General features: G+C 68.5%; 12 protein-coding genes and 1 tRNA gene. 8 read left to right on the forward strand and 5 right to left on the reverse strand.

Features of this window, described 5'->3' with window-relative positions; all coding sequences use genetic code 11:
- Positions 1-67 precede the first annotated feature (67 nt).
- Together FBF36_RS11615 and FBF36_RS11620 are read right to left on the reverse strand one after the other, a co-directional pair.
- Complete coding sequence (locus FBF36_RS11615; protein ID WP_087944015.1) at positions 68-1,060, reverse strand: bifunctional N-acetylglucosamine-1-phosphate uridyltransferase/glucosamine-1-phosphate acetyltransferase; 993 nt, start codon at positions 1,058-1,060, stop codon at positions 68-70.
- Positions 1,061-1,250: 190 nt separating this feature from the next.
- A tRNA-Gln gene (locus tag FBF36_RS11620) sits at positions 1,251-1,322 on the reverse strand.
- Between the two features lie 199 nt (positions 1,323-1,521).
- On the opposite strand from FBF36_RS11620, the gene FBF36_RS11625 reads away from it, so the two are divergent.
- The 7 genes from FBF36_RS11625 to FBF36_RS13560 all read left to right on the forward strand — a co-directional run bounded on the left by FBF36_RS11625 (position 1,522) and on the right by FBF36_RS13560 (position 10,015).
- Positions 1,522-2,742, forward strand: coding sequence for an acyltransferase family protein (locus FBF36_RS11625; RefSeq protein ID WP_138137585.1), 1,221 nt, complete (start codon positions 1,522-1,524; stop codon positions 2,740-2,742).
- A 2-nt stretch (positions 2,743-2,744) separates the two neighbouring features.
- Positions 2,745-3,539: a TetR/AcrR family transcriptional regulator gene (locus FBF36_RS11630; protein WP_138137587.1), complete on the forward strand. Its 795-nt coding sequence runs from the start codon at positions 2,745-2,747 to the stop codon at positions 3,537-3,539.
- Positions 3,540-3,781: 242 nt separating this feature from the next.
- The gene (locus FBF36_RS11635; protein ID WP_009394758.1) at positions 3,782-4,441 is read left to right on the forward strand and encodes a chain-length determining protein; all 660 of its coding nucleotides are present in this window, start codon (positions 3,782-3,784) and stop codon (positions 4,439-4,441) included.
- A 114-nt stretch (positions 4,442-4,555) separates the two neighbouring features.
- Positions 4,556-5,905 (forward strand): hypothetical protein, encoded by a 1,350-nt coding sequence (locus FBF36_RS11640; RefSeq protein WP_009394759.1) that lies wholly within the window; start codon positions 4,556-4,558, stop codon positions 5,903-5,905.
- Between the two features lie 942 nt (positions 5,906-6,847).
- The gene (locus FBF36_RS11645; RefSeq protein WP_050792638.1) at positions 6,848-9,028 is read left to right on the forward strand and encodes a hypothetical protein; all 2,181 of its coding nucleotides are present in this window, start codon (positions 6,848-6,850) and stop codon (positions 9,026-9,028) included.
- Between the two features lie 28 nt (positions 9,029-9,056).
- Positions 9,057-9,668, forward strand: a complete 612-nt coding sequence (locus tag FBF36_RS11650) for an Imm5 family immunity protein (protein WP_192574972.1) — start codon at positions 9,057-9,059, stop codon at positions 9,666-9,668.
- Positions 9,669-9,820: 152 nt separating this feature from the next.
- Positions 9,821-10,015 (forward strand): DUF6301 family protein, encoded by a 195-nt coding sequence (locus FBF36_RS13560; RefSeq protein WP_232272248.1) that lies wholly within the window; start codon positions 9,821-9,823, stop codon positions 10,013-10,015.
- Positions 10,016-10,196: 181 nt separating this feature from the next.
- On the opposite strand, the gene FBF36_RS11660 is transcribed toward FBF36_RS13560, so the two are convergent.
- Positions 10,197-11,249 carry a glycosyltransferase family 2 protein gene (locus tag FBF36_RS11660; RefSeq protein ID WP_138137591.1) on the reverse strand — a complete coding sequence of 351 codons (1,053 nt, stop codon included), beginning with the start codon at positions 11,247-11,249 and terminating at the stop codon, positions 10,197-10,199.
- On the reverse strand, positions 11,246-12,301 hold the full coding sequence (locus FBF36_RS11665) for a glycosyltransferase family 2 protein (RefSeq protein ID WP_138137593.1): 1,056 nt from the start codon (positions 12,299-12,301) through the stop codon (positions 11,246-11,248). The genes FBF36_RS11660 and FBF36_RS11665 overlap by 4 nt, the downstream gene beginning before the upstream one ends.
- 208 nt (positions 12,302-12,509) lie before the next feature.
- Here FBF36_RS11665 and FBF36_RS11670 point away from each other — a divergent pair, with 208 nt between their 5' ends.
- The gene (locus FBF36_RS11670) at positions 12,510-13,589 is read left to right on the forward strand and encodes a glycosyltransferase family 2 protein (protein WP_009398596.1); all 1,080 of its coding nucleotides are present in this window, start codon (positions 12,510-12,512) and stop codon (positions 13,587-13,589) included.
- A gap of 81 nt (positions 13,590-13,670) precedes the next feature.
- Here FBF36_RS11670 and FBF36_RS11675 read toward each other — a convergent pair whose 3' ends face one another.
- Positions 13,671-14,642, reverse strand: a complete 972-nt coding sequence (locus tag FBF36_RS11675; protein WP_138137595.1) for a diaminopimelate dehydrogenase — start codon at positions 14,640-14,642, stop codon at positions 13,671-13,673.
- Between the last annotated feature and the right edge of the window lie 67 nt (positions 14,643-14,709).

Consider the following 14,709-nt stretch of genomic DNA (forward strand, 5'->3'; position numbering starts at 1 on the left):
GCCGGCACGGCCAGCACGACCAGCACGGCCTGACCGGGCGGGGCCGAAGGTGCGCTGCGCTCATGCGTCAGGCCCGGGCACCGTCGGCGTCGAGCTGGCTGAAGGGGGTCACGACGCAGCCGGCCGGGATCACGGCGTCGGTGAGGATCGCGTAGGCGCCCACGCGGGCGCCCTGGCCGATCCGGGTGGTTCCGCGCACGAGGACGCCCTGCTCGAGGGTGACGTCCTGGGCGAGCTCAGCGGTGACGTCCACCCAGGTGGAGGCCGGGTCGACGACGCCGACGCCCTGGGCCATCCAGTCGGCGAGGACACGGCGGTTGAGCTCGGCGCCGAGCTCGGCGAGCTGGGCGCGGTCGTTGCAGCCCTCGACGAGCCAGTGGTCGGCGACGACCAGCGCACTGGTGGACCGTCCGGCCCGGTGCGCGTGGGCGACGACATCGGTGAGGTAGACCTCGCCCTGGTCGTTGTCCGTGCCCAGGGTCGCCAGGGCGGTGCGCAGGTGGGCGGCGTCGAAGACGTAGACACCGGCGTTGATCTCTCGGATGGCGCGCTGGGCCTCGCTGGCGTCGCGCTGCTCGACGACGGCCGAGACGGTGCCGTCGGCCTCGCGCACGACGCGCCCGTAGCCGGTGGGGTCGTCGAGCTCGGTGGTCAGCAGGGTGACGGCGTCCCCCCGCTGGGTGTGCTGGGCCAGGAGCTCCTTGAGCGTGGCGGTGTCCAGCAGCGGGACGTCACCACTGGTGACGATGACGGGCCCGTCCAGGTCCTCGGGCAGGGCGGCCAGCCCGCAGGCGACGGCCCGCCCGGTGCCGGGGACCTCGTCCTGGTCGGCCGGGACGGCGTCGGGGGCGACCTCGGCGAGGTGGGCGATGACGGCATCGCGCTCGTGGCGCACGACGACGACGAGGTGCTGGGGCTCGAGCCCCCTGGCTGCGGTGACGGCGTGGTCAACCAGGCTGCGACCGCCGATCCGGTGCAGAACCTTGGGGGTGACCGATCGCATACGAGTTCCCTTGCCTGCGGCCATGACGATGACGGCGGCGGGTGCGGTAGGCGTCACGTGTCCTCTTCTCACAGTTTCGCGCCCGGGCTCCCGACGTCTCCGGCCGCGACCGGGCGGAGGACGGGACGGACTCCAACGGTTTCTGAAATCAGGTACGGATGGACGGTTGGCGCGCGTCCCACCGGCGACCGGTGACCGCCGTCGGGCGTGAGAGCGAGGGAACCCCAACGCCACTCATGCTACGCCGCTCCGCCCCCAGGATTCGAACCCGGACCTCAAGGCTCCAAAGGCCTGCGTGCTGCCGCTACACCAGGGCGGAAGGACACATCCCGACCCGGGCCTGGCGGCGAGGGGCGAGACGCCGGGACAGTCTCTCACGTCCCGGTCGCGCTCGGCACCTTCGCGGCGATTCAGCGCGCCCCCGCAGGCTCCTGGCACCGGATCTCGCACATCTGCGGGGTGCATGCCACACTCGTCGGGCTTCGCGGTCGGCCGGGAGGACAGGGCAGGATGGGGGCATGTCCAGTTCCTCCTCCGCTCCCTCTCCCTCCTCCGGCAAGCCGGCAGCGGTGCGCCTCATCGAGCTCGACGGGCTGCGTGGGCTGGCTGCCGTCGTCGTGCTCATCCACCACGCCCTGGAGACCGTGCCCGCGCTGGCGGAGGTCGGGGCGCGGCCCGGCACCGTGCCCACCGGCACCTTCAACCGGATCCTCACTCAGAGTCCCCTCCACCTGCTGTGGGCGGGCCATGAGGCCGTCCTCATCTTCTTCGTCCTGTCCGGCGTGGCCCTGACCTACCCGGTGGCCCGCCGCCACGCCCAGGGGCGGCGCTTCGACTGGGTCGACTACGCGCCGAGGCGCTTCGTGCGCCTGTGGCTGCCGGCGGCGGCCTCCACCACCTTCGCGGTCATCGCGATGCTGCTCGTGCCGCGCTCGAAGGATCCGGCGCTGGGGCACTGGATGACCGTCACCCATCCCAGAGGGCTCGGGGCGCGTCAGATGCTCATGGAGTACCTGCTCATCCCCAAGCACGCCTACCGCAACACCGTCCTGTGGTCGTTGCACGCCGAGGCGATCTTCTCCTTCGTGCTGCCCCTGATGATCCTCGGGGTGGCCCTGTGCGCCCGCTGGCGGGTCTCCTGGCTGCCGGTGGCGGCCGCCCTGGCCGTGCCCGTCATCACCGCCAGCCCCGGATCGGGCAGCTACCTGCCGGTCTTCACCGTGGGCGCGGTCATGGGCTGGGCCTGGGGGCACAACCCCGCCCCGGTCCCCGAACGCCCCCGGCCCTGGGCGACGGCGCAGGCCCTGGTGTGCCTGCTGCTCATCACCCTGGCCTGGTGGCCGGGGATGGAGAGCCACACGGCTCAGCGCCTGGCCAACGCGGTCACCCTGGCGGCGGCCGCCTACCTGGTCCACCTCGTGGTGAGGGCCGGGGCGCTGCGCGGCCTGCTGCGCTCGCGCACCGTGCAGTACCTGGGGCTCATGTCCTTCTCCCTCTACCTTGTGCATGAACCGGTCGTGGTCTCGCTGCGGCTGTTGACGCACTCGATCTCGCCGTGGTGGCTGCTCATCCTGGCACCGCTCGTCTCGGCACCGCTGACCTGGCTGTTCCAGCGCTACATCGAGGCCCCCAGCCACCGGCTGGCCCGCCGCACCGGGGCCCTGGCCTCGGCGCGCTTCGCCCAGTGGTCCGAGCGCCGTCGCTCCGGCCGACCGGCCGACCGGAGCAGTGGGGCCTAGCCATGGCGACCAAACGCACCCGCATGAGCGCCAGTGAGCGGCGCGAGCAGCTGATCGCCGTGGCCCGTGGGCTGTTCGCCGAGCGCGGCTTCGACGCCACGAGCGTGGAGGAGGTGGCGGCCCGCGCCCAGGTGTCCAAGCCGGTGGTCTACGAGCACTTCGGCGGCAAGGAGGGACTGTACGCCGTCGTCGTCGACCGGGAGATCACCACGATCTCCGCTGCGATCTCCTCGGCGATCGCAGCCCCCGCAGCAGGCGCCGCAGCGGGTCCGGAGGCCGGCCGGCGCGGACCGGGAGAGTCTGACGCCTCAGGCTCGGCCTCACGGATCGCCGAGCGGGCCGCCCTGGCCCTGCTGACCTATATCGAGGACTCCCCCGACGGTTTCCGCATCCTCTCGGCGGGCTCGGACCGCGCCGCCGGCACCTACTCCACGCTGCTGGCCGACGTCGCCATCGAGGTCTCCGGGATCCTCGCCTCGCAGTTCGCCGCCCACGACCTCGATCCGCGCACGGCCCCGCTGTACGCCCAGATGCTGGTGGGCATCGTGGCCATGCCGGCTCAGTGGTGGCTGGAGAACCGGTCGATGAGCAAGGAGGAGGTGGCCGCTCACATGGTCAACCTCGCCTGGAACGGCTTGCGCGGCATGAAGGCCAGGCCCACGCTCCACTCGGGCCCCGCGGACGGCTCACGCAGCGCCGACGGCGCAGCCGCCGGCGCCCCGGGGCAGGGAACCGACTCCCGCACCGAGGCCCCGGCCACTGCGGGAGCACCGCTGAACGCCCCTGAGCACCACTGAGGGCAGCCCCGGAGCCGCTCACGCTCGCGTCGTCATGGAATGCGCTCCACCCGGCGGACGCCCGTCGCATTCGTCACTACCCGGCCGGTCGATCAGCCTGCGGGTGCCAGCATTCTTCGAGCATCAATGACCCAACGGGTTCTGAGAAGTGCCCGGGAAGGAGGTGATTCACTCCCTGTGCCCGGCTCACGCCCCAAACGGGGCGCTATTCTGTTGCTCCCGCAATCACCGAAACGGAACCCATGGACCCGGAAACCCTCATCATCGCGCTGCGCAAGAACGCAGTCCTGGTGGCCATGCACGTTGTGCTGGGCGCCATCATCGGCATTGTCTTCGGCCTGTTGACGCCGGCGCAGTACACCTCCACCGCCAACGCGAATCTGGGCGTGGAGAACAGTGAGGCCAACCTCCCCAACACCTTCAACTACCTGACCTCCATCATGCCGACGCTGGTGGAGATCGGGACCTCGGAGAGCACCTTCGCGGAGGTGTCCAAGGACACGGGGATCAGTCAGGACGAGCTGCGCAAGTCCGTCTCGGTGACGAGCAAGACCGGTACCACCCTGGTGGAGATCCGGGCCACCAGCACTGATCCCGAGCGCGCTCACAGGATCGCCGAGGCCGAGCTGACCGCCCTGGACTCGGTGGCCCGTGACCTGTCCAGCTCCGGGCAGGCGGGGAACACCACCGCGACACTCAAGGTGGTCGACTCCCCCACGACCCCCTCCTCGCCCTCGAGCCTGTCGGCCGTGTCCACCGCTCTCATCGGGACCGCCATCGGACTGGCCGCCGGTGCCGTCATGGCGATCCTGCTGTACTTCCTGAGTCAGAAGAACCCGCAGGACAAGGTCGAGGACCCGCTGCTCATCATCGGGCGTCGCCGCTCTCGAGAAGACGCCTGAGCGGCCGTGGCCCAGAGCTGGTTACCGGCCGCCTCCCACGAGGGCTCGCAGACGCCGTCGGAGACTGATCCCGAGTCGAGCCGGGAGCAGGGTTCACCATGGCGTCGACCGGAGATGGCGATCGCCGTCGTCCTCCTGGTCTGCGTAGGCGTGCGCCGCGAGCTGGCGGCCGCCCTCAGCGTCGGCGACTGCGCCGCGCTCGCCGCGATCCCCGTCACCTGGACTGCCGTGCGCAAGGCACGCCGGTTCTCGCTGCTGCTCGTGCTGTCCATCCTGGCGGCGGGCACGGCCTACATCATGTCCCTGCTGGCCGAGAGCAGCTTCGTCGTCGAGGCCTGGGCCCGCCGCGTCACCACCTTGAGCCTCCTGGCCATTCCCTGCGCAGTAGCCGTCTTCGTGTGGGGAGCGCGCCGGCTGGGAACGAGACGGGCGGCTCTGGCGGTCGGCTTCGGCATGTTCCTGGACTCGCTGCCCCTGCTCCAGACCAGCTCCAACCCGTGGAAGTTCGGAATCGGTGCGGCGGTGACGATCATGGTCCTCAGTCTCGTGGCCGACCGGCGCCGACTGGTGCAGATCGTGGCCCTGCTGGGGCTCAGTGGTGTCTTCCTCGTCTCAGACTCGCGCTCCACCCTGGCCTTCCTCGCCGTCATCCTGGGCACCGTCATCTGGCAGGCCCTGGCGTCCTGGGCCCGGTGGCACGTGCCGACTCCCAGGCGTCTGGCGATCTCCCAGATCATCGTTCTGGCGGTCGTGGGGATTGTGGCAATGGCCGGGGTCGTCATGGCCTCCGAGTCCGGGACTCTGGGCGAGGACGCCCAGAACCGGACCATCGCCCAGTCCTCCAGCTCCGCGGGGCTGCTCCTGTCCGCACGCCCCGAGCTGGGGGCCTCCTGGGCCCTGTTCCAGAATCGCCCCTGGGGGTACGGCGCCGGCGTCAAGCCCCGTTTCGAGGACCTGTGGGTGGCCAAGGACGGTATGGCCGCCCTGGGCTACGACCCGGAGAACGGCTACGTCGAGAACTTCATGTTCGGCGGCCGCATCGAGCTGCACTCGGGGGTGATGGACATGTGGGCGGCGGCCTCGATCCCAGGCGGGCTGCTGCTGCTGCTCATCGCCGGGATGGCGCTGACGGCGATGATGCGCGACCTGGGGCGGCTCAAGGCCACCCCCTGGCTGTTCTTCGCGGCCCTGACCGTGGTGCAGAACGTGTTCGTGGGACCGTGGTCGGTGCTGCCCGCCTATCTGCCGATCGTGCTGGGGGCCGCCGTCCTGCAACCTCCCCTGCGCGAGGCGGTCCCATTGGACGCCGGCCATGAAGACGCCGGCAATGAATCGGACGACGGTTCGGGCGAGACATCCCCGTCTGTTTCCGCTCCGGCTCCTGCGTCCGAGTCCCATCCTCAGTCGGGAGCTGCCACGAGTCCACAACCGGCTCACCTCGAGACTAAAAGGTTGCGTCAATAGGTGACTCGTTGCCTCATCCACGGGGGCGTCATGCACGGACGGGGGCCTTCGACGTGAGTGGGTGCAGAAATCCTGTCCCCGCACGCGTGGCATGTCCCCGCGGGTGAAGGAACGTCCCCGCACGCGTGAAGTGTCCTCAACGAAGACCAGTGACCAGATGACGCGACCTCTTAGAGATCGTGTCGTCGCTGGGTGAGGGCTCGAGGGCGGGGCATTGGTCCTAGCGGTGGGTGGTCCAGGTGTGGCGGATGAGGTCCTGATGCCGCCCCGCCGGTACTGCAAAGGGCCCGGTGCCACTAACTGGGGCTTGGGCTCGGGCCAGTGACGCCTCGCGACACTCCCCCTGCCGTAGACACAGAGCCCGTGACGACGACGTCGACCACCACCTCCAGGCGCCGTCGAATACCATGCCGGTCCTGGCCGCTCCGGAGGCCGCCGGCTCTGAACGGAACAGCCCAGTGGCGTCCACATCTGCGTCGGTTTCACCCCCCGAGCAGTACCTGGCGAGCAAGGAGTGGAACTGAGCAGCACCAGCACCGCGGCCAACATCGGCTGCCCGGTCAGCAGCTGACACAACCTCACGAACCACACGCCGTCACCCGATCTCACAGCCCGTACGTCATCGGCAAGGCCGAATTCGTAGCATAAACAGATACCATCAAGTAGTTGATGGTTGTCCAGGTGACAGTTTATTTGTTGGTTATAGGATTGTGATGTTCCTGGTGGTGCCGGTGGGCGCTTGCCTGCTGAAGGCAGAGTGAAGAGGGTCCAGTGGGTTCCTGGAGCGGGTCAGCGGTTGGTTTTTCCGAGCCTGGTGGCGTATCGGAAGGGGTGTCGGCCGCACAGGTGCCGCCTGAGGTGTGGCAACGGTTGCTGTGGGCCTATCAGGGATGGCTGAGGCGTCATGAGGGCCTGGCACGGGTACTGCTCCGTCTGACGCGGGTGTGTCAGCGCATCACATTCGTGCTGATGGTGGCGGCTCTGGCAGTGGTTCCGAGGCTGTTAGCGGCGCTGGTGCCGGCGGCCGCGATGCTGGGATGCCTGATGGTGATGGCGCTGCTGGGGCGTACGCGCACGGTCTCATGGCGCGCAATGAGCCTTATGTTCTCAGTGGGCGTGCCTTGGGCGGTGGTGGTGGCACTGCTGACCCGGGTGGTGGCCGGGTGGGCCGGCGTAAAGGTGAGCGATGACGGTGCAGGGATAGCCTTGGCGGCGTTCATCGAGGAGGCGGGCAAGTTGGCGCCGCTAGTGGTTGCGGCGATGGTGGCGCCAGGACGGGTACGACGCTTCGCGGCGGTGGACTGGGTGCTGCTGGGATTCGCACTGGGTGCGGGTTTCACGGTGGCCGAGGATGGGGCGCGTCGTCTCATTCCGCCTGGGCCGCTGGCCCAGGCGATAGGTGAGAAACTGTTGAGTTACTCGCTCAATCCGTGGACCTCTGGAGAGTTCACCATGTCCTCCGGAGGCTGGACCACCCAGATACTCGACCACACCGATGCCTCTGGTCCGATGATTCCGGGGCACCAGGTGTGGACCATGACGCTGGCCGCGGCGATCGCTCTGGGCATCGCGCTGTGGCGCACCAGGCGGGTAGCGGCGCGTCTGGTGGCGTGGGCGCCGGTGCCGGCAGTGCTGACGCTGGCGGTGTCGGATCATGCTGCTTACAACGCCTCGGCCAGGTCGTGGGCGTCGGCGGCCTGGGCGGGACAGGGCCATGACGGCTTCCCGGAGTGGATGCTCGACCTGTGGCAGGCCTTGGGCCAGGGACGCTCGGCCGTCCCCGTCTCGGCGTGCCTGCTGGTGCTGTGCCTGCTGGTCGATGCCCGCAGACGTCTGAGGGCCGGCGAGCTGGGGATCACCGGACCGGAGGTTCCTCGCCCCCCTGCGCTGGGGACTCTGGGCGGCCCATCCATGGTGCGCGCTCCTCTCGAGGCGATGACGGCGCTGGCAGTCTTCTCCTTCAGTGACCTGCTGGTCATTGCCCGGGCCTATGGGAAGCGGGACCTGAGCCGCGGCGAGCGAATGGTCTGGGGACACACCACCGCCGCATGGGTGCTGGGGGTGCGCCGGCAGGCGATGTCGGCCACGACCCCTGGCCTGGAGCCGGGAGCCCGGTGGGGCTTCGCCGTCGCGGCCCTGGCGATGAGCAGTCTGGTGGCACTGGGGTGCCTGTGGCAGGGCATCACTATGGCGCGAGCCATCGGCCCCGAGTTGTTCTACGGCGACGACGCCTCCACCTCCTCTTACTTCGCGGGCCTGCTCGATGCTCTCGCCGCCTTCTGGGACGAGTTGGGCCCTGCTGGCCAGATCCTGATGATCGCCACCGCCGTCATGCTGCTGATGACCGCGGGATGGAGCCTGGCCTTGGCCCTGGCGGTCACCGGAGCCGCCTCCTGGACCATGACCCACGGACGCGGCCTGGCCTCCTTCATCCACGACCCTGCGGCAGCGACCTCCTCGTACCTCAGCAACGTCACCGCCGGCCAGTTAGCCTGGGACCTGTTCGACTTCGCCCTGACCTTCATCCCAGGTTCAGTTTTCGGAGCCGGCGCACACACCATCGCCCGCACCACCGCCAGGGACATGGCCGCCAACCGAGCCGCCATGAGACAGGCAGCAGCAGCCAGAACCCAAGCCCAACACGTCGCAGAATCACAAGCAGCACACACACGAGCCGCACGAGTCAAGGAACAACTTCCAGCGACAAAAAGAAATAAACGCAAAGCTGTTTCGTCCGACCGCTACAACGATGCACTCAGTGGCTGGTCAAAAGATCGCCCTCCAGGGTTTCTGGACCCTAATGTCGAGGAGGTGCTTCAAGTCACCGACGAGATGGGACATCCAAGAACTTCACACTATGTAGATCAGGGGGTACCCGGGAAGTATTTTGCATCACATGCCGAACGACAGATGGCACTCAACGCTAAATGGCCACGCATTGGCGTATCTAAACCTATGTGTCCAGACTGTCAAGGATGGTTCCGAAGTTTAGCTCAGTATCAGCGCCGAGACTGGTATGTCACCGACCCAGACGGAACATGGATATTCAGAACGGATGGGTCAGTCGTCACATCATCCGGACTTCAAGTGTCTTCAGGCCAACCGATACCTGAGATATATTAAATTTGTAAGGGAAGGAATGACTTAACTTATGATCGACATGCTTGCTGTGAGCAGCGCAATCAATCGAGCGAAAATTGATTTAAGCGCAAGTCCCAAAGGGATTCTTTCGTTGGAAAGTCGAACCACCATTTGGATTGCAATGAATGACTTTGCCGACGCGGAGGCATCCTATTTAAATCGGACACACCTCAAGGTGCTGTGCGTCAATAAGGTGAAGTCGATATGGACACAGGTGTTTCCAGCAGATTCCAGCATCGATAGGATGCTACAACTAACCCATGCTCTTATGGGGAAAAACGTAGACCCAGGCGCCGCAGAGAACGACGCCTCTCGCTTCCTTCAGAATGTGATAGCAAAATTCGGCTCAAATGCTACTACCAACCCAGCATTAATGGTGGCTGACGCGGCCGCTGCAATGGTGGTTTCCGCTTGTTACCGAAATCCTGACTATGATACTGCAGATAATGATATTGATGATGACGAACTAGCTCCCGACAGCTTTGAAACCAGTTACATGTGTGCCAGCGCTGCCGCGGGAGGCATGAACTGGATGCCTGTAGATCAGGTTGATGTTAATGCGCGTCGCGCTTTCTGGATGTGGTATCTCGATGAAGCCATTCCAGCAGCACTTAGGAGCTGAGTAAGTTCAGTGAAAGAAATCGACTCGTCATAAACGGGCGGTGTTTGGAGTTGAAACAGTCGATAACGGCATCTGGGTGCCAGCAGTTCCGTGTCTATCCTGTCGATGAGGGGGTAGCCATTATCCGCGCCATCGCTGAGCACAGATGGCCCATGACCATCAACGAGGCATTCACCCTACGAGACCAATTCGGATGGAAACCAGCACCAGATGATGGACGCTTTTTCATCACCGCGGTCAGTAGCGGCGAAGAAGATGGAAGCATTGGCGTGGATCCCGACGACCGATCTGTCAAGTGCCGTCAGCGTGTCGAACACATGGAATATGCGCTCCCGTGTCAGCATTGAATCGGAGGCACCCACAGGTTCGTTGATGTTGTTATCGAGCCTCCTGCGATGTTGGATCTGACTGAGGCCGAGCAGCGCTACTTCGATGAAGGCGGAAGGCTCTAAGACACTCTCCTGTAAGCTCGCCGTCAGATCCGTCACCACCCAGGTGGCAGCCTCTCGATATCTTCTTGGCACCGCCTCAGTGGTCGTACTCGCGGTGGACGCCGCCTCCGACGCTGGCCGCCAGGATGCCGCGGCCCCGGGCCAGCAGCCGAGCCCCCTTGGCCGCATGCTTAGGGCTGCCGATGAGGGTTCCACCGGCGGTCCGCAGGCCGCCGACGACGATACGCACCAGGCCACCAGCGGCGGCCCTGGCCCGGATGACCGGCTGAGCCCCGCCGCCGGCCAGGGCCAGCTCCACGCGCACCGAGGTGGCGGCGTGGGAACGCTGCCGTCGCAGGATCCAGGGACGGGTGAGACGCGAGGCCGGGACGTGGTCGCGCACGCGCGCCTCGTCGCACCAGCGGATGACGCCGCCGGCGGCGCTCAGCCGGCGGGTGAAGAGCGTGTCCTCTCCCCCGGTGGCACCGAAGGCCTCGTCGAAGCGCAGCCCGGCCCGACGCACGAAGCCCAGGTCCAGCAGCAGGCAGTTGGAGGCCGCCACCGGGCGGACCGTGCCGGTGGGCCAGGTCCGGCGCACGAAGAACTCGCCCTGACGCACCCACGCCTCCGGCTCGACCTCGTAGACGGGGATGACGGGGCCGGCCACCGCCTGGCAGCCGGTCGAGGCCCACAGCCCCACGAGGGCGGCGAGCCAGCCGGGTTCGGGGTCCTCGTCGTCGTCGATGAAGACGAGCAGGTCGCGCCCGCCGGTCTCGTCGAGGGCGCGGTTGCGCACCGCAGCCACACCGGGCCGCTCCTCAACGACATAGCGCAGGCCCACAGCCTCGGGTCCTTCCGCCCCCTCCACTGAGGAACGCACGGCCACCCCGGCGTCGGCCGCGGCGGTGAGGGCGGCCTCGCGCCCGGTGCCCCGGGCGTCATTGTCGATGACGAGGACCTCGACATCGTAGACGCCCCTACCAGCGCCCCCGTCCGCATCCGCCGCACCCGCCGTATCGCCCTCGGGTTCGCAGGCCTCGACTCTCGGGCCGTCGACCAGCTCACCGGCCTGCTCCAGGACCCCGCTGACGGCCCGTTTCAGGTCCTGCGGGCGCCGGAAGGTGGGGATGGCGATCGTCAGCCGGTTCATGCGCTCCTCCTGCCGGCCAGCGCCGTGCTCCGCCTGCGGCGGGGACGACCGTACTCGCGCACGTGGCCGCCCAGGGCGCCCACGACCATGCCCAGTCCCCCGCGCGAGGAGACCTCGTAGCGGGCCTGAGCGGGCACGTCACCACGGATGCGGGCCACGCCGGCGCGCGCCCCGTCGACACCGGCCTTGGCCAGTCCCTTGGCGCCGTAGCCCAGGCGCAGCCTGAGGCGCGCGAGCCTGCCGGAGGCACCGCCGGCGGGCCCGACCGTGTCGATGCGCACCCGGGCCCAGGACGAGCCCGAGCGCAGGGAGCGCTCCAGCACCCAGGTGCGCCGGGCGCGGGCCGCGGGCACGCGCTTGGTAACCACCGCCCCGGCCGCGAAGCGGATGACGCCGCCGGCGCGGGTGAGCTGGCGGGTGAACAGGGAGTCCTCGCCGCCGGTGAGCCCGTAGCGCGGGTCGAAGCGCAGCCCCAGGCCCTCGACGACGGCCAGGTCCAGGAGCAGGTTGCCGGTGTCGGCGCTGCGGACCTGGGCGCCGTCGGCGGCCTCCCAGGAGTCGAAGGCGCCTGAGGCGGTGACCCACGTCGAGGGGGCGACTTCGAAGGTCGGCGGCGTGGGGCCGGTGACGGCGGCGCAGCCCTGGGCGCGCCAGGTGCTCACGAGGGCCTTGAGCCAGCCCGGTGAGGGGATCTCGTCGTCGTCGATGAAGACGAGGGCGTCGGATCCGTGGGCCTGGCTCAGGGCGCGGTTGCGTCCGGCCACGATGCCCGGCTCGGGCTCGTGGACGTAGACCAGCCTCGACGTCGCCGCCGCGGCGGCCGGATCAGCCTGCCCGGTCGGCTCCGACGCCTCCGGCTGCTCTCCTCCCAGCGCCACCCGGGCGGCCTCGACAACGGCCCGCGCCCCGGCCTGCGGGTCATTGTCCACAATGAGTACGCTCGCCGTGGTCCGCGCGTCGGAGACGTCGTCGGCCTGCGCCAGCAGCTCGGGGATCACCTGCGCGAGGTAGTCGTTGCGGCGGTAGGTGAGCATCGCGATGGTCAGGTACACGTCCAGCCCCGTCCTTCCTCCCGCCTACTGGCGGATCGCGGCGTGATATCAAGGTCTAACGGTACTATCACGAACCGGGTGCGCCCCACTGCGGGAGCGCCCGAGCCACGACGTCGTACCCCGTCCCATCGGAGGTGCGACGTCCACAGCGCCCGACCTCACCAGCACCGCTCCGACACCGCCCCGCACCCGGAAGGCTCCTGCTCCGATGACCGTCACCCCTGACCCCGCCCAGGTCACCGACTCCACTGAGGCCGCCGAGCCGACCGACCCCGAGACCAGCGCCCCCGCCAGGGTCGTCGCGATCACCGAGGCATCCGGCGGACTCTCCGGAGGCGAGCTGCTCTCGCGCACGGCGGTCATCGTCGTCAGCTACGACTCGGCGGCGCTGCTGAAGCGCACGCTGGCGCGCGTGGCCGAGGACTCCCCCGAGGCCCGCATCGTCGTCGTCGACAACTACTCCACGCCCACCGCCCGCGAGGAGCTGGTGACACTGGCCTCCTCACGGGGCTGGGAGGCGGTCCTGCCGGAGACGAACACCGGTTTCGGGGGTGGCATGAACCTGGGGGCGGCACGGGCCCGCGAGCTCGGCGCCGACCTGCTCGTCCTGCTCAATCCCGACGCCGTCATCGCCCGGGCCGATCTCATCCGCCTGGCGGCGAGGGCGCACGCGGACCGGCTCGCCCTGGTGGCGCCGGTGCTCAAGGACTCCGGTGGCCGCATCGTCTCCGACGGGATCGTCGTGTGCCTGGCGGACGGCTCGATGCGCTCGCGCCGCTCACCGCGTCCGATTCCCCCGGGCGGCACCCAGCCGTGGCTCTCGGGGGCCTGCCTGGCGCTGTCCGTCGACCTGTTCGAGGCCGCAGGCGGCCTGGACGCGCGCTACTTCCTCTACTGGGAGGACGTGGACTTCTCGGCCCGGGTACTGGCGGCCGGAGGCAGCCTGGCCCTGGTGCGCGACGCCGTCGCCGTCCACGACGAGGGCGGGACCCACTCCGAGAGCGGCCAGTCCGATCGGGCCAAGTCGGACATCTACTACTACTACAACGTGCGCAACCGGCTGCTGTACGCCGGACTGCACCTGGACCGGGCCACGCAGCGCCGGTGGGTGGCCACGGCGGGCCGAGCCGCCCGTGAGATCGTCCTGCGCGGTGGCAGGCGCCAGCTCCTGAGCACTCGTCGCCCGCTCCTGACGGCGGCACAGGCCACTCGTGACGGGGTGAGGCTCCTGCGTGCCGCCCGTCGCGGCGAGCTGCCCGACGTCGACGAGCCCCTCATCCGCGACTGACTCAGCCGGTGCCTCCGGTGCCTCGTCGTCCCGCCGCCGGCTCGGCGCCGACGGCGGGACGCCCTTGGCTGTCCGCCCGCCTCACAGGTAGTGGGCGCGCAGCTCCTCGGGAGTCGTGGGAGACAGGTCGGCGAGCGTCACGTCGAAGACGGTGCGCGCGCCGGACTCGCCGCGAGCGGCCAGCCTCGCCACGGCGCGCGCCGTGGCGACCAGGACCGAGCCGGTGAACTCCGGGTTGGAGCCGAGCTGCAGCTCGAAGCTCACGGTCTCGGCGACGTCCTCGGAGGTGTGACCGCGGCGGATGACGGAGCCGCCGTGAGGAATTCCGGCGTGCTCGGTGGCCAGCTCCTCAGCGGTGATGAAGGTGACGGTGGTGTCGTAGTCGGCGAAGTAGTTGGGCATCTCCACGATCTCCCGCTCGATGCGGGCCAGGTCGGCCCCCTCCTCAGCCACCACGTAGCAGTCGCGCGTGTGCATGGAACGGGTGGTCAGCTCGACGTCGTCGCCGGCCTTGACCGCGGCGACGGTGGCCTCCACCGGGCGGGTGTACTGCTTGGCGTCCACGACGCCGTCAATGCGGCGCAAGGCGTCGGAGTGCCCCTGGGAGACGCCGGGCCCCCAGAACGTGGTGGTGGCGCCGTCGGGCAGGACGGCCTCGCCCAGGACCCGCAGCATGGAGAAAAGGCCCGGGTCCCAACCGGTGGAGATCAGGGCGACGTGGCCGGAGGCCTTGGCGGCGGCGTCGACGGCGGCGAAGTGCTCGGGGATGCGGGCGTGGGTGTCGAAGGAGTCGACCGTGTGGAACAGGGCCGTGGCGGCCGGGGTCTGCTCGATCAGGTCGGTGGCCGAGCCTCCGCAGTTCAGGCAGACATCGACCTTGTCGGTCCAGGAGGCCATGTCATCGACGTGGGCGACGGGAGCCCCCTGGGTGGTGACGGTGGCCGGGTCGCGCCGGGTGAAGACGACGGCGACCTCCATGTCCGCGTTCTTGGTGATGGCCTGCTCGACGCCGCGGCCGAGGTTGCCGTATCCGTTGATCGCTACCCTGATCATGGTTCCTCCTGGTGGGTTCTCACTACAGGGCGATCCTAGGGACGCACCGTGTTGCCTCCGTGTGACA

Origin of the sequence: Actinomyces sp. oral taxon 171 str. F0337, assembly GCF_005696555.1 — a bacterium.
Classification (GTDB): domain Bacteria; phylum Actinomycetota; class Actinomycetes; order Actinomycetales; family Actinomycetaceae; genus Actinomyces; species Actinomyces oris_E.

Bases quoted from the DNA above. Each gene is read 5' to 3' on its own strand.
- FBF36_RS11660 (WP_138137591.1), bottom strand. From the start codon at position 11,249: ATGAACCGGCTGACGATCGCCATCCCCACCTTCCGGCGCCCGCAGGAC.
- FBF36_RS11650 (WP_192574972.1), top strand. From the start codon at position 9,057: ATGATCGACATGCTTGCTGTGAGCAGCGCAATCAATCGAGCGAAAATT.
- FBF36_RS11625 (WP_138137585.1), top strand. From the start codon at position 1,522: ATGTCCAGTTCCTCCTCCGCTCCCTCTCCCTCCTCCGGCAAGCCGGCA.
- FBF36_RS11635 (WP_009394758.1), top strand. From the start codon at position 3,782: ATGGACCCGGAAACCCTCATCATCGCGCTGCGCAAGAACGCAGTCCTG.
- FBF36_RS13560 (WP_232272248.1), top strand. From the start codon at position 9,821: ATGACCATCAACGAGGCATTCACCCTACGAGACCAATTCGGATGGAAA.
- FBF36_RS11630 (WP_138137587.1), top strand. From the start codon at position 2,745: ATGGCGACCAAACGCACCCGCATGAGCGCCAGTGAGCGGCGCGAGCAG.
- FBF36_RS11675 (WP_138137595.1), bottom strand. From the start codon at position 14,642: ATGATCAGGGTAGCGATCAACGGATACGGCAACCTCGGCCGCGGCGTC.
- FBF36_RS11640 (WP_009394759.1), top strand. From the start codon at position 4,556: ATGGCGATCGCCGTCGTCCTCCTGGTCTGCGTAGGCGTGCGCCGCGAG.
- FBF36_RS11670 (WP_009398596.1), top strand. From the start codon at position 12,510: ATGACCGTCACCCCTGACCCCGCCCAGGTCACCGACTCCACTGAGGCC.